This window comes from Myroides profundi, from assembly GCF_000833025.1.
Taxonomy (GTDB): domain Bacteria; phylum Bacteroidota; class Bacteroidia; order Flavobacteriales; family Flavobacteriaceae; genus Flavobacterium; species Flavobacterium profundi_A.
Window position 1 is genome coordinate 682,305 of sequence record NZ_CP010817.1, and the last position, 14,691, is coordinate 696,995.

The window sequence follows — 14,691 nt, forward strand, 5'->3', positions numbered from 1 at the left end:
TTCTTATTTGATCAATACACTTTTGTATTTGTCAATGTTCTTGATTGCTAGACCAGTACCTCTTACAACTGCTCTTAAAGGATCTTCTGCAATATATACAGGAAGGTCAGTTTTCTGAGAAATACGTTTGTCTAAACCTCTAAGCATAGAACCTCCACCTGCTAAATAAATACCAGTATTATAGATATCAGCAGCAAGTTCTGGTGGAGTTTGAGATAATGTTTCCATTACAGCATCCTCTACACGTTGGATAGATTTATCTAAAGCTTTAGCAATCTCTCTGTAAGATACAGTTACTTGTTTTGGTTTACCAGTTAATAGGTCACGCCCTTGAACTAGCATATCTTCTGGAGGAGTTTCTAAATCTTCAGTAGCTGCTCCGATTTGAATTTTGATTTTTTCTGCTGTACTTTCTCCAACGAATAAGTTGTGTTGTGTACGCATATAATAGATGATATCATTAGTGAATACATCACCTGCAATTTTTACAGATTTGTCACATACAATACCTCCTAAGGCAATTACAGCAATTTCAGTAGTACCACCTCCGATATCTACAATCATATTACCTTTAGGTTGCATAATATCTACTCCAATACCAATTGCAGCAGACATAGGCTCATGTATAAGGTAAACCTCTTTACCATTCACACGTTCACAAGATTCTTTTACAGCACGCATTTCTACTTCTGTGATTCCAGAAGGTATACATACGATCATACGTAATGCAGGTGTAAACATTTTTTTTCTTAATGCAGGAATGCTCTTGATAAAGAGGCTTATCATTTTTTCTGAAGCATCGAAATCAGCAATAACTCCGTCTTTTAATGGGCGAATTGTTTTGATATTACCATGCGTTTTTCCCTGCATCAAGCTTGCTTCTTTTCCGACAGCAATAATTTTACCCGTGGTCCTATCTCGGGCAACAATAGAAGGGTTGTCTACAACAACTTTTCCTCCATGGATGATTAGGGTATTCGCTGTTCCAAGGTCTATAGCGATATCCTCAGTCATAAAATCAAAAAATCCCATATAATTAAAAGGCTTTTATAGTTAATATTTTAATGCTTTACAAAAGTAGTAAATTAATGTTTAAAATGACGAATTCCTGTACAAACCATCGCGATATTATTTTCATCACAATAATTGATACTTAGATTGTCTTTGATAGACCCTCCAGGTTGGATTACAGCTGTAATTCCAGCGTTGTGAGCTATTTCTACACAGTCAGGGAATGGGAAGAATGCATCACTAGCCATAACAGCACCTTTAAGCTCTATATTAAATGAATTAGCTTTTTCGATTGCTTGACGTAAAGCATCTACACGAGAGGTTTGTCCTGTACCAGAAGAGCACAGTTGACCATCTTTTACTAATACAATTGTATTTGACTTGGTGTGTTTACAGATTTTAGAAGCAAATAACAAATCTTCTATCTCCCTGTCAGAAGGTGATAATTTTGTAACGTTTGTTAATAGCTCTTTATTGTCTGTAATATTGTCTTTATCTTGAACTAAAATTCCGTTTAAGCAAGTACGTACTTGTTTCTTAGGAAGTTCAGTTTCTTTTATTACTAAAATAATTCTGTTTTTCTTTTCTTTTAAAATCTCAATAGCAGCTTCGTCGTATGCTGGAGCGATTACAACTTCGCAGAATAATTTGTTGATTTCTTCAGCAGTTGCTACATCAATAGTGTTGTTTGCAATTAAAACACCTCCAAATGCAGAAGTAGGATCTCCAGCTAAAGCATCTAGGTAAGCTGCTTTCATTGTGCTTCTTTGAGCTACACCACAAGCGTTATTGTGTTTTAAAATAGCGAATGTAGGAGCTTCATTTTTAAACTCATTCATTAAGTTTACAGCTGCGTCTACATCTAGTAAGTTATTGTAAGATAATTCCTTTCCGTTTAACTTATCAAAAAGGGCATCAAAGTTTCCGAAGAAGTGACCTTTTTGATGAGGGTTCTCTCCATATCTAAGTTCATTTCCATCAGCTTGGCTAATTTTAAGCACTGTTTCATCTGTATTGAAATAGTTAAAAATAGCTCCATCATAATGAGAAGAAACATGGAAAGCCTTAGTCGCTAATAATCTTCTGTTTTCTAAAGTAGTTGCTCCATTATTCTCTTGAATCATCTGTAAGAATAATTCGTATTCGTTAACAGAAGCCACGATTACTGTATCTTTAAAGTTTTTAGCAGCAGCTCTGATTAAAGAAATACCTCCGATATCTATTTTTTCAATAATATCAGCTTCAGGTGCTCCAGATGCTACAGTATTTTCGAAAGGGTATAAATCTACAATGACTAAATCAATTTGTGGGATTTCGTATTCTTTCATTTGAGCAACATCTCCTTCGTGATCTTGTCTATTAAGAATACCTCCGAAAATTTTTGGGTGTAATGTTTTTACTCGTCCTCCTAGAATAGATGGATAAGAAGTTACATCTTCTACAGGTACAACAGGAATGTTTAATTCTTTGATGAATGTTTCTGTACCACCAGTTGAATAGATAGTTACATTGTGCTTGTGTAACTCTTTTACGATTGGCTCTAATCCGTTTTTATCAAAAACTGAAATTAGTGCTGATTGAATTTTTTTAGTTGTGTTCATGTTGTGTTTTTTGTCAATGCGCAAAAGTAACTATTGTCTATGTATTTATAAAGTTTAATGTAGAAGTTTTTTAGCTTTCTTTTTATTTTATTTCTAATAATGATTAATTTAGAAAAATATCTCCTTGTTTTTTGAGTTGTTCATAAGATTAGCGAGGTTGTGTAATGGTTAAAAAGTTAATGGAATTCCCTTATGAGATTGTATTTAAGACTTTTATCAACTAGTTTTGGTTTTGCAATTAATGCGTTGCGAATTAATAAACTGCGTACAGCCCTTTCTTTTTTAGGGGTTACTATTGGTATTTTTTCTATCATAGCCGTATTGGCTGCGGTAGATTCTATGGATAGGAATATTAGAACTGAATTAAGCGGCTTTGATAGAAATATGATTTATGTTTTTGATCGCTCTTTTGGTCCAACAGAAGTACCTAAATGGAAGTATGAGCAGTTTCCAAAGATGAAGTACGATGAGTACGATTATCTTAAACGAAATCTAACCAATGTAGAGTATGCATCGTTTAATTATTTTACTAAGTCTGAACAGATGAAGTTTGGAGCGAACTATGCTGAAGTTATTATGAGACCTAGTTCTTCTGATATGCAGTTTCTCGATAATGTAAAAGTAATTAATGGACGTTTTTTTAATGAATCAGAAGCAGCTAATGGAGTACCTGTTGTTGTTATTGGCCATGAAGTTGCTAATACACTATTTGAGGATTTTGATCCAGTAGGTCAGTATGTTCGGCTCTATGGTAAGCGTTTTACAGTTATAGGAGTTATTGAGAAACAAGGGTCTATAAGTGTTGGAGGGAGTCAAGATGAGAGTGTTTATATGCCTGTGAATATAATGAGACAGATGTTTGGTGATAATAGTTTAGCATCTACTACAGTAGTGATTCTTAAACCTAGTAAAGATGTAGACATTAAGCAGTTTGAAGATGAAATAGCAGCGAAATTAAGATTGTATAGAGGATTGAAAGAAGGAGAGGATGATAATTTCTTTATTAATGTGTTTGGGGGAATGCTAGATATGATTGAGAAGATTATTGGGCAAATGAATGTCGTGGGGTGGATTATTAGTGGCTTTTCTTTATTGGTAGGTGGTTTCGGTATTGCTAATATTATGTTTGTATCAGTGAAAGAACGTACTCATCTTATCGGAATTCAAAAAGCGATTGGAGCTAAGAGCCATTTTATCTTATTTCAGTTTTTGTTTGAAGCGGTGATACTTGCGCTTATTGGAGGGCTAGTTGGTATTGTGATGGTGTGGGGGATAGGTCTATTAGTGACTAGTTTACTAGACTTTACTTTTGTATTGAGTCTTTCTAATATTTTTATAGGATTGATGTTATCAGGTTTTATTGGAGTATTATCAGGATATTTACCAGCTAGATCAGCTGCGAAGTTAGATCCTGTAGAAGCCATTAGAATGGGAGGATAATAACTAGAAATAAAAAAGGATACTAATTATATAACTAGTATCCTTTTTTTATGCTCTAACCTTAAGAGATTATCTCATAGGTCTATTTAAGATCAAATCTAAGTATTGATTTACATTCTTTTTCAGATCTCTTCTGTGTGTAATGAAATCAAGGAATCCGTGTTCTAATAAAAATTCAGAAGTTTGAAATCCTTCAGGTAAATCTTTACCTGTTGTATCTTTTACAATTCGAGGACCTGCGAAACCGATTAATGCACCTGGTTCAGCTATATTGATATCACCTAACATAGCGAAAGAAGCTGATATACCACCTGTTGTAGGGTCTGTACATAATGAAATATATGGAATTTTAGCATCGCTTAGCATTGCTAATTTAGCAGATGTTTTTGCCATTTGCATTAATGAAAAACCTGCTTCCATCATACGAGCTCCTCCTGATTTTGAAATCATTAAGAACGGTATCTTATTTTTTAATGAGTAGTCTATACCACGTGCGATTTTTTCTCCTACTACAGATCCCATAGAACCTCCAATAAAAGCAAAGTCCATTGCAGCAACTACTAATTTTTCTCCTTTTGATTGACCAACAGCGACTTTAACAGCATCTTTTAATTGTGTTTTAGTCATTGCTTCTTTTAAACGATCTACATACTTTTTAGTATCTTCAAATTTTAAAATATCTTTTGAAGAAAGGCTTTTGGCTATTTCTTTGTAGTCGTTGTTGTCAAAAAGAATTTCAAAATATTCTTTACTACCAATACGAACGTGATATCCATCTTCTGGACTCACCCATAAATTTTGTTCTAACTGATCTTGATCAATTATCTTTCCAGTCGGAGATTTATACCATAATCCTTTTGGAATATCTTTTTTGTCTTCTGTTGGCGTCTGAATACCTTTTTCTTTCCTTTTAAACCAAGCCATAAAATGTTTCTTTTGTTTATACTAATTTGAAAGCAAGGGGGGAATTATAACGTATTTACGTTATTTAAATCTTCAAAAGCTTGTTCTAAGCGAGCGATTAAAGTTAATTCTCCTTGTCTAACCCATGCTCTTGGATCATAATATTTCTTATTTGGAATATCTGAACCGTCAGGGTTACCTATTTGAGTTTTTAAATAGTCTATTTTTGAAGACATATAGTCTCTGATTCCCTCTGTGTATGCAAATTGTGTATCTGTATCGATATTCATCTTGATTACACCGTAGCTGATAGCTTCTCTGATTTCTTCTAATGAAGAACCTGATCCACCATGGAATACGAAATCAACAGGATTGTGTCCTAAGTTGTGTTTCTTCGCTACATATTCTTGAGAATTTTTAAGAATGATAGGAGTTAATTTTACGTTACCTGGTTTGTAAACACCGTGTACGTTTCCGAAAGAAGCAGCGATAGTAAATCTAGGGCTTACTTTAGATAACTCTTCATAAGCGTAGTCTACTTCGTCTGGTTGAGTGTATAATCTTGATGAATCTACATCTGTATTATCTACACCATCTTCTTCTCCTCCAGTGATTCCTAATTCTATTTCTAACGTCATACCTAGTTTGTCCATACGCTCTAAGTATTGTTTAGAAATCTCAATATTTTCTTTAATAGGCTCCTCTGATAGGTCAATCATATGTGAACTAAATAGAGGTTTACCATATTGTTTCATATGTTCTTCACCAGCATCTAATAATCCATCGATCCAAGGTAATAGTTTTTTTGCACAGTGGTCTGTATGTAGAATAACAGCTACTCCATAAGCTTCTGCTAATGCATGCACGTGTTTTGCTCCTGCAATAGCTCCTATGATAGCTGATTTTTGATTGTCATTAGACAATCCTTTTCCTGCCATAAAAGAAGCACCTCCATTTGAAAACTGAATAATCACTGGAGAATTTAATTTAGCAGCAGTCTCTAATACCGCATTGATAGTACTTGAGCTAGTTACATTTACTGCTGGTAGTGCAAAACCTTTTTCTTTTGCATATCTAAAAATCTCTTGAACTTGGTCGCCAAAAGCAACTCCTGGTTTAATATTATGAGCCATAGTTGTGTGTTTAAATTTTGTACAAAAATACTAATTATTATTTGAATTAGAATGGATAATTAATCCCAACGTTTAAGACTGATTCTTTTAAGCTAAACTCTTTGAACCATTTTTGTCCTTTATCTTGTGCTGGATTATATGTTTTGAATCCCATATCTAACCTGAATACAAAGAAACTAAAATCATATCTCAATCCTAGTCCCGATGCTACTGCCATATCTTTTAATGAAGAAACGCCGTTAAAGGTATAGGTATTATCTTTAATATCGTCAAATACATTCCAAATATTTGAGGCATCTACGAAAAGCGCTCCATACCACTTACCACCAATGTTGAAACGGTACTCAGTACTGAAGAACAATTTCATATTCGCTTCGTTGAAGTCATTGATACCGCCACTTTGCCCAGGCCCTAATCGATAAGATTGCCATCCTCTGTTATCATTTGATCCACCAGAATAGTAACTTCTTGAGAAAGGAATAGAATTAGAATTACTATAAGGAATTGCTAGTCCAGCGAAAGCACGCATTGCAACAACACGTTTTTTTCCTAGATCAAAGTATTTAACGAAGTCTACCTCTGTTTTTACATATTGAGAAAACTCCACATCCATTATTGTCTTTTTCCCTGTAGGACCTATTTTAGAACTTGTATTTTGCATTAATAAGTTCATAAGACCACCTGCAGACTCTACTTTAGCTTTTAGAGTATAGAAGCTGTTGTCTAATAGATTAGTTCTAGTTGTATTCGTGAATGTAATATTACTTGCGATAATTAAGTTGTTTTCAGATAGACGCACACGTCTTTCTTCTATACTTCTTATTTCTTGATGATCTTGAGCTGAGATACCTAGAGGGTTACTTGAATCTAGAGCATCTTTTATAAATAGATTACTTCCTCCCTCAGCTATCGTTAGGTTGCCATTTTGATCATAGTAGTCTGGGTTAATAGTCGTATAGTGTTTAGATAAATCATTTAATCTGTCATAAGAAGATTTATAAACACTGAAGTAATTACTCGGATTGGTATTTCTAATGTATTGTATATTAGCTAAATCAACACTGAAGCTGTTTCTTCTAGATGGTAACCACGTATAGTTTACTATAGCAGTTAAGCTATTTTTATCAAGACCTATGTTTTTCTGTTTTGTATGACCAAAACTCATAGAAGTCGTAGGTAACATACTCTTAGGGATTAACCTATCTGTATTTAAAGGGAATAATAAACGAGGAAAGGTTAATTTAATGTCTCCACCATATTCAGTGACATTGAAGAATACATCATTAGGGTTGCTCATTTGGCGAGAAGATCCTAATGACCCTTTTAAGTTTATTTCTAATATCTCAGCACCTCTAAAGACATTTCTGAACAGTAACCCCATACTACCACCTATACCGAAATCTTGGATATTCGAGTGAGTAACATCAAATGATGGATTGAAAGTCATTTTTTTACGAGAAGTAAGATAGATATTACTGATTAGTGACTGACCAGTAGTATCTCTTTTATCTTCTATATATTCTATAACAGGGTAGTTGAAAGTACGCAAATTACTGATAGAACGAGATGTTAATACCCTTCTGAAGTCACTAAAAGTACTTCCTTTCGTGATAAATATAGCATCTGTAAGAGCCTTTGGCTTATACTGAAGTTTTGTAGAACTATAAATATTAAAGTTGTTATAGTGAATACTATCTAAGACGTATTCTTTGTTTTTAGAACTATTATCTGTGAAGATATTTACGTCACTAATCGTATATATTTTAAACGGAACTTCTTTTAATGAATCCCCTGACTTTACTGTTCTGGGATCAATGATCAATTCTATATTCGCTCTGTTTTTTTTATTGATGATAGTATCTACTTCATAGCGAATATTTAATTCTTGAAAGTAATACGCACCATTATCTCTAAAGTCTGTCGCTAATCTTTTTCGCTCTTCTTCGAAGTTTTTAACATCGAATACAGTATTGCTCTTAATTTTAGACTTAGATAGAGACTTAATATATAAATCTTCTAAAGCTTTCGTACTGATATTAGCGTTAATACTATCTATAACATACGGCTCTCCTGTAGTAATGCTATATGTGTTTTTTACTTTCTTTACCCCAGTAGTATCTAGTTGAGTTGTAATTTTTGTATCAAAAAAACCTTTGTTGAAATAGTAGTTTTTTAAACGAATCTTAGATTTATTTGTTCTAAGACTGTCGTATAAAGCAGGAGCTTCTCCTGTTTTTAGAAGGAAGTTATTAATCCCAGATATAATAAAAGACTCCCCTAAGCGGTCAACTTGTTTTTTAGAAAGAACACTTTCCATGACTCTTTCTTTACTAGGATTCTCTTTTAGCCATACTTGATATAGCGAATCAGCATTTGGCTTCGCTAGGTTATACAGATATAGTCTTAACCTCATATTAGTCATGGGAAAAGTACTGTTCGGGTGTTGGTATAGCTGTGCTATAACCTCTTCTTTAGATATTTTTTTACCATTTTCGAGAATGGTATTATCCATTAATAGAGCACGGTCGTTTGGAACCTGCTCAGTGATAGAGCATGCAAAAAAACTTATGCTCATTAATAGAAATAGTAGTATTTTTGGTAAAAATCTGCTCAAAGTAGTATAGTCAATTTTCAGTCAAAAATACAGTTTTTTATGGTTACGAAAAACCAAATCAAATTAATTAAGAGTTTACATCAGAAAAAATATAGAAAAGAACACCAACTTTTTATTGCAGAAGGAGTTAAGGTGATAGGCGAATTAGTTAAATCTTCTCTTGTTTTAGAACATATATATTGCACTGAGGAGCTTCATTTTAATGTTCCACAGTCAAAGGTTTCTATTGTTAGTAAAGACGATTTAAAGAAAATGTCTGCTCTGAGTACTACTTCTAATTGTTTGGCTGTATTTCATTGTACGGAACAAGAGACTGTAGATTATAGTGATCTTATCGTTGCTTTAGATGATATTAGAGATCCAGGTAATCTAGGGACTATTATACGATTATGTGATTGGTTCGGGATTAAGCATATTATTTGTACCAGTGAGACAGTAGATGTTTATAATCCTAAAGTAGTACAAGCTACGATGGGATCTATTGCCCGTGTAAATATTGTTTATGGAGATTTAACAGAATTAATAAGAGCAGGAGGAGAGCTACCTATTTATGGAACGTTTATGGATGGTGAGAATATCTATCCTAAGACTGTAGCGAATAAGGGTATTATCATCATGGGAAATGAAGCTAACGGTATTAGTAATGCCATAGAAGATTTAGTGACTGATAGAATAGCTATTCCGCGTTATGGAAATTTACAACAGACCGAAAGTTTAAATGTAGCCATGGCAGCCTCTATCGTACTAAGCGAATTTAGAAGACATAATTTTTAATAGCATAAAAAAAGGGAACTTAAGTAAGTTCCCTTTTTTATATCTGTTTTTAATGAAAGGTAAAGTTGACGAATATTCCTCTAGATTTCATTGATTCTATATTTCCTGTCCATGGACTTTGTGCATTTTTATCTCTGATTAACTCATCATTAATTCCGAATACCCCTCTAATAGAAGGTGAGAATTTAAAGTATTCAAAATAAAGATCCACTCCAACTCCGACTTCATAGTTAGCTGTAAGCTTTTCTACTCTCCAGACTCCTTCATAGTTATCACTATCTACTTTATTGTTACTTCCTAAGTTTAAGTCTAAAGAAAAACCTCCTAATACATAAGGACGTATATTTCCAGTTCTCAAAGCAGAGAATTTTAATAATAAAGGGAAGTGCAAATATGTTGCACTAGTTGATTTTTGAGAAGAACTGTTTAACTCGTATTCTGAAGGCTCTAGGTTATTGTGCTGTGTAGCATAATAATCATAGATAAGCGCTCTTGGGAAAGACAATTCTCTTTTAGCATATGTTAGTCCTGGTTCAAAACGCAAGTCTAGATGCTCCATGATACGCAAGTTCCCCACAAGACCAACATTAAATCCCATAGATGACTTAACTTGGATCTCAGTATAGTCATTAGGGTATTTTTCTTTTAATGCTTGTAGCTTGTGATAATAGTCTGCATTATAATCGAACTTGTAATTGTATGAATTAACTCCTAAGTAATAGCCCCAATGTACACGTTGTTTGTCCCAATCTCTTTTGTTAAGCATGGGATTTTTACCAAATATCCATTGCCCATAAGACTGTGAGCTAACGAATAGAATTAAAAAAAATACAATTAGTCTTTTCATATTATTTTGAAGATGAATATATCGTAGCAATTCCCATCGTTTGAGGAAGATGCTTTACATCTTTAAACCCAACTTTTCTTAAAATATTGTTTAAAGCTTCTCCAAAAGGGAAGTTTTTTGCAGAGTCAGATAAATATTTATAAGCTTTTTGGTCTTTAGAGAACAATTTACCCATGAATGGCATTACATTCTGTGTATAGAAGAAGTACCCTTGTTTAAATGGGAATTTAGTAGGAACAGAAGTTTCTAGAATAACGAATATTCCTCCAGGTTTTAATACGCGAAGTATTTCTGACAATCCTTTTTCTAAGTCTTCAAAGTTTCTAATACCAAAACCTACTGTGATAGCATCAAAGGTGTTGTCTTCAAATGGCAAGTTTTCTGAGTCTCCTTGTACCATTTCTATTCTGTTATCTAGGTTTAGTGCTTTGATCTTTTGTTTACCTACTTCTAGCATTCCAGCTGATAAGTCTAATCCAATGATTTTAGTAGCCTTTGTTTTAGAAAGTAAAATAGCTAAATCTCCTGTACCAGTAGCAATGTCTAATATTGTATTTGGTTTTTGCTCAGATACTAATTTTAATACTTTGCGTCTCCATCCTTGATCAGTACCGAAAGTAATCATTCTATTTAGGTTATCATAGTTACCTGAAATAGTATCAAACATTTGTTCAACTTGTTGTTTCTTGCCTAATTCAGATCCTTCGTATGGAGTAATATTTTTTGACATTGTATTTTATTTTTGACAAATATAATTATTAAAAGCCAAATGAGAAGTTTCGTTTTGTGTCAAAATGAAGAATAAATGCTTTTTAAATAAGGAAGTAGCTAAAGACAACTACCAATTATCTAAAATAAGAAATAGGAGGGATGTAAAAAAGAAAACCTGAGCATGTGCTCAGGTTTATCTATATGAGATTAGATATACATATGGTAGTATTCACCACCTGCAAATTCTAGTTGATTCCCTTGTTTAAATCCTAGTCGAGAATAAAGTTTCATTGCACTAGGGTTTTCTAAATCTACGATTAGTCCTACTTGTTCATGACCTTGTGACTTAGCATAGTCTACAGCATGTTTCAGTAAGTGACTACCTACTCCCTTACCTTGTACTTTAGGAGATACAGCTACAGTATCTAAGTAGTATTCTCCACCAGCAGTTTCTGGTTCAGGTATCATGTCATTATTATATTGTTGCTTCATTAGGTCTAGTACAGGTTCTCTTAACGTGATGAAGTCATCTCCGTTATACCCAGTAATAGATCCTACGATATCACCCTCTTCATCTATCGCTACGAAAGTGTTTTCATAACTATATAAGTTACCTGGTTTACGGAACATAATAGTTAGAAAGTTAATGGCTTCTTCGATGTCTTCTTTTTGGATAAATGTGAAGACAATATCTTCCATTGCTTGTAGCATTAATTCTGGAACTACGTCGTAATCTTCTCTTTTTGCAGGTCTAATTGTATAATGCATTTTTCTTAATTTGAATTAGTACAAAGGTAAGAAAGTTTAAGAGAACTCCTGATTATTACTGATGTGCTCTTCGTTCATTTATTTTATCCCATTCTTCAGAAGCATTCTCTATACCTATTTTATTAGGTTCGAATACAGGATCTTTTCCTTCTTTGCGTTGTGCTACATAATCTTTTAATGCTTTTAGAGCAGGCTTTCTTAGGATAAAGATAGCGATGATATTAATCCATGCCATAGCTCCTACACCGATATCACCGATTCCCCATGCTATACTTGGTTCACTAGTAGAGGCAAAGAATACAATGCTTAATATGATGATACGCATAACCCATCTAAGAACAATATTTTTCTTTTTACTTAAGTATTCAAAGTTTGACTCAGCGATGAACACATAAGACATAGCGGTAGTAATAGCAAAGAAAGTTAGTGCTATAGCAATGAATTGAGAAGCGAATACTGGAAAGTGTGTCGCAACAGCTTTCACCGTATAAGCAGCTCCTGCTTCTACACCTGGCATATTTTCTACTATATAAGCTCCTGACTCATCTATCACATTATACGAATTCGTAAATAAAATCATTAAGGCTGTTGCTGTACATACGAATAGTGTATCTACATAAACAGAGAAAGCTTGTACTAATCCTTGTTTTACAGGATGAGATGTTTCTGATGCAGCAGCAGCATGTGGTGCTGTACCTTGTCCTGCCTCATTAGAGTATATCCCTCTTTTTACTCCCCATGCGATTGCAGCACCGAAGACTCCACTAAAAGCAGATTCTAGGTTGAAGGCAGATTTAAAGATTAAAGCAAAGATGTGAGGAACCTCTTGTATGTTTAGTCCTATAATAACAATAGCCATGATAATGTAGGCACTTGCCATAAAAGGTACAATGATCTGAGCTATTAATCCCATTTTCTTCGCTCCACCGAATACTGCAAACCCTAAAAATAAACAGATACCGATCCCACTAACCCACGTATGGATAGAGAATGCAGAATGCATACTTACAGCGATACTATTGCTTTGAATACTCGGTAAGAATAGACCACAGCTGATTAGAGTTACGATAGAAAAGAATAGAGCAAATGCTTTGCTTTTCATTCCTTTTTCTATGTAGAAAGCTGGTCCTCCTACGTATTGACCATTTTTATCTACTTTGTAAATTTGTGCTAATGTAGATTCTATAAATGCAGATGCACTTCCTAAAAAGGCAATAGCCCACATCCAGAAGATCGCTCCAGGCCCTCCGGCAGCAATAGCTGTAGCTACTCCTACGATATTTCCTACTCCTACACGCCCAGCGATAGCCATACTAAATGCTTGGAATGGACTCACGCCTTTGTCAGAAGAGCCTTCTGTAAAAAGTAATTTCACCATGTGGCGAAAGTATCTGATCTGTATAAAACCTGTTGTAATCGTAAAGTAAAGTCCTGCTAACAGACAGAGCGCGATAAAAATGTTAGACCAAATTAAGTCATTTAGTAATTTAATAATTTCTTCCATTGTGTTGTTTGTGCTTATTGTTGTGTGTTTTTGTAGTACATCTTTTGTTGTTAAGTAGAAATGTACTTGTTTTAGATTTGTGGAAATTAAGAAAATTTTAAGTATTGAAGGGTGTTAAAATTGTCTTTTTTTAAATTTAAAATCATTCTTTGTAAATCTAACTAACTTATATAGTCAGTTTAGTGAAGTATTTGTTTTTTGTTGGTAAGAAATTTAGTGGATTAATAAAGTCGTTTTTTAACTTTGGAGAAATAACTAACAAAACTATAAACACTGCGCTTATGTCACACCTAGATTATATTAGACGTTCAGAAGGAATGTCTTTAGAAGAAATATTAATAGCCCGCATTCCTATTGTTTTGGATGCATTGGACAAGGTAACTTTACAGCATAAATGGGATTATGCTTATGCAGAGGGGAAGTGGACAGTAAAAGAATTGGTACAACATCTAATAGACTGTGAGCGAATATTTAGTTATCGCGCTCTACATATCGCTCGTAAGGATACAAGTGTCTTAAGTGGATTTGATGAGAATCACTATATAGATAATGCAAAAGGGGAGAATAAAGAACCTCAAGATTTAATAGAAGAATATGTGACACTGATGAAGAGTGTATACTATCAGTTTAAAGGTTTTACAACAGAAGCGTTAGCCTTAAAAAATCAGATGGCTCATTATGTACTTTCAGTAGAAGAGATCGGTAGGCTTAACTATGGACATACCTTACATCATATAGAGGTTCTATCAGAGAGGTATTTAGATAAAGAATAGTGAAGTATAAAGTAGGTATAAAAGAAAATAGCCACTCTTATGAGTGGCTATTTTATATATGTTATTAGTAACGGATGCTGAATAAACCTTCAGCTTTGTTTTCTAATTTTTCAAAACGCTCAGTACATTCTTTGATTAATTGAACAGCAGCTGCTTTATCTCCAAAACCATCAGTAGTAACTGTTTTGTTTTCTAAGTCTTTGTATACTTTGAAGAAGTGTTCTACTTCTTTTTTGAAGTGCTCGTTTACATCTTGAATATCGTTTAATTTATTCATGATTGGATCAGATACAGGTACACATAAGATTTTTTCATCTTGTCCTTTATCATCAGCCATATAGAAAACTCCTACAGGTTTTACCTCTACTACCATTCCTGGAAGAGATGGCTCAGTGAACATTACAAGTACGTCTAGAGGGTCTCCGTCTAATGCTAATGTTTCTGGAATGAATCCGTAATCAGCTGGATATCTCATGTTAGAATATAAAAGACGGTCAAAACGCAATCTTTTTAAATCAAAATCATACTCATATTTGTTTCTGCTGCCTGCTGGAATCTCAACAAATGCATCAAAAGTTTCGAATGTATTCATATTTTTTTATTTAAATCTTA

Annotated in this window: 13 protein-coding genes; 3 read left to right on the forward strand and 10 right to left on the reverse strand. The window is 33.8% G+C overall.

Going from position 1 to position 14,691, the window contains the following annotated elements:
• Positions 1–3 precede the first annotated feature (3 nt).
• Both MPR_RS03095 and purH read right to left on the reverse strand, forming a co-directional pair.
• Positions 4–1,032 (reverse strand): rod shape-determining protein, encoded by a 1,029-nt coding sequence (locus MPR_RS03095; protein WP_006257267.1) that lies wholly within the window; start codon positions 1,030–1,032, stop codon positions 4–6.
• Positions 1,033–1,085: 53 nt separating this feature from the next.
• Positions 1,086–2,612, reverse strand: coding sequence for a bifunctional phosphoribosylaminoimidazolecarboxamide formyltransferase/IMP cyclohydrolase (purH, locus tag MPR_RS03100; protein ID WP_041889019.1), 1,527 nt, complete (start codon positions 2,610–2,612; stop codon positions 1,086–1,088).
• A 192-nt stretch (positions 2,613–2,804) separates the two neighbouring features.
• On the opposite strand from purH, the gene MPR_RS03105 reads away from it, so the two are divergent.
• A complete protein-coding gene (locus MPR_RS03105; RefSeq protein WP_041889022.1) occupies positions 2,805–4,052 on the forward strand; it encodes an ABC transporter permease in 1,248 nt (415 codons plus the stop codon).
• 69 nt (positions 4,053–4,121) lie between these two features.
• On the opposite strand, the gene accD is transcribed toward MPR_RS03105, so the two are convergent.
• From accD to tamL, 3 genes are read right to left on the reverse strand one after another with little or no spacing between them, the layout of a single operon-like run.
• Entirely contained in the window at positions 4,122–4,976 is an 855-nt protein-coding gene (gene accD / locus MPR_RS03110) for an acetyl-CoA carboxylase, carboxyltransferase subunit beta (RefSeq protein WP_006257264.1), read from the reverse strand.
• A gap of 44 nt (positions 4,977–5,020) precedes the next feature.
• A complete protein-coding gene (gene fbaA / locus MPR_RS03115; RefSeq protein WP_041889024.1) occupies positions 5,021–6,088 on the reverse strand; it encodes a class II fructose-bisphosphate aldolase in 1,068 nt (355 codons plus the stop codon).
• A 46-nt stretch (positions 6,089–6,134) separates the two neighbouring features.
• The gene (tamL, locus tag MPR_RS03120; RefSeq protein WP_041889027.1) at positions 6,135–8,663 is read right to left on the reverse strand and encodes a translocation and assembly module lipoprotein TamL; all 2,529 of its coding nucleotides are present in this window, start codon (positions 8,661–8,663) and stop codon (positions 6,135–6,137) included.
• 78 nt (positions 8,664–8,741) lie between these two features.
• Between tamL and MPR_RS03125 the strand changes: the two genes are divergently transcribed.
• Positions 8,742–9,476 carry a TrmH family RNA methyltransferase gene (locus MPR_RS03125; protein ID WP_041889030.1) on the forward strand — a complete coding sequence of 245 codons (735 nt, stop codon included), beginning with the start codon at positions 8,742–8,744 and terminating at the stop codon, positions 9,474–9,476.
• A gap of 49 nt (positions 9,477–9,525) precedes the next feature.
• Here the strand turns inward: MPR_RS03125 and porT are convergent, their stop codons facing one another.
• The 4 genes from porT to MPR_RS03145 all read right to left on the reverse strand — a co-directional run bounded on the left by porT (position 9,526) and on the right by MPR_RS03145 (position 13,306).
• Positions 9,526–10,323 carry a type IX secretion/gliding motility protein PorT/SprT gene (gene porT, locus MPR_RS03130; RefSeq protein WP_041889033.1) on the reverse strand — a complete coding sequence of 266 codons (798 nt, stop codon included), beginning with the start codon at positions 10,321–10,323 and terminating at the stop codon, positions 9,526–9,528.
• Position 10,324: 1 nt separating this feature from the next.
• The gene (gene ubiE / locus MPR_RS03135) at positions 10,325–11,053 is read right to left on the reverse strand and encodes a bifunctional demethylmenaquinone methyltransferase/2-methoxy-6-polyprenyl-1,4-benzoquinol methylase UbiE (RefSeq protein WP_041889036.1); all 729 of its coding nucleotides are present in this window, start codon (positions 11,051–11,053) and stop codon (positions 10,325–10,327) included.
• A gap of 188 nt (positions 11,054–11,241) precedes the next feature.
• On the reverse strand, positions 11,242–11,802 hold the full coding sequence (locus MPR_RS03140) for a GNAT family N-acetyltransferase (protein ID WP_041889039.1): 561 nt from the start codon (positions 11,800–11,802) through the stop codon (positions 11,242–11,244).
• Positions 11,803–11,857: 55 nt separating this feature from the next.
• The gene (locus MPR_RS03145; RefSeq protein WP_041889042.1) at positions 11,858–13,306 is read right to left on the reverse strand and encodes an alanine/glycine:cation symporter family protein; all 1,449 of its coding nucleotides are present in this window, start codon (positions 13,304–13,306) and stop codon (positions 11,858–11,860) included.
• A 281-nt stretch (positions 13,307–13,587) separates the two neighbouring features.
• Between MPR_RS03145 and MPR_RS03150 the strand changes: the two genes are divergently transcribed.
• Positions 13,588–14,079, forward strand: coding sequence for a DinB family protein (locus MPR_RS03150; protein ID WP_041895140.1), 492 nt, complete (start codon positions 13,588–13,590; stop codon positions 14,077–14,079).
• Positions 14,080–14,143: 64 nt separating this feature from the next.
• Here MPR_RS03150 and MPR_RS03155 read toward each other — a convergent pair whose 3' ends face one another.
• Positions 14,144–14,671 carry an inorganic diphosphatase gene (locus MPR_RS03155; RefSeq protein WP_006257253.1) on the reverse strand — a complete coding sequence of 176 codons (528 nt, stop codon included), beginning with the start codon at positions 14,669–14,671 and terminating at the stop codon, positions 14,144–14,146.
• Positions 14,672–14,691 lie beyond the last annotated feature (20 nt).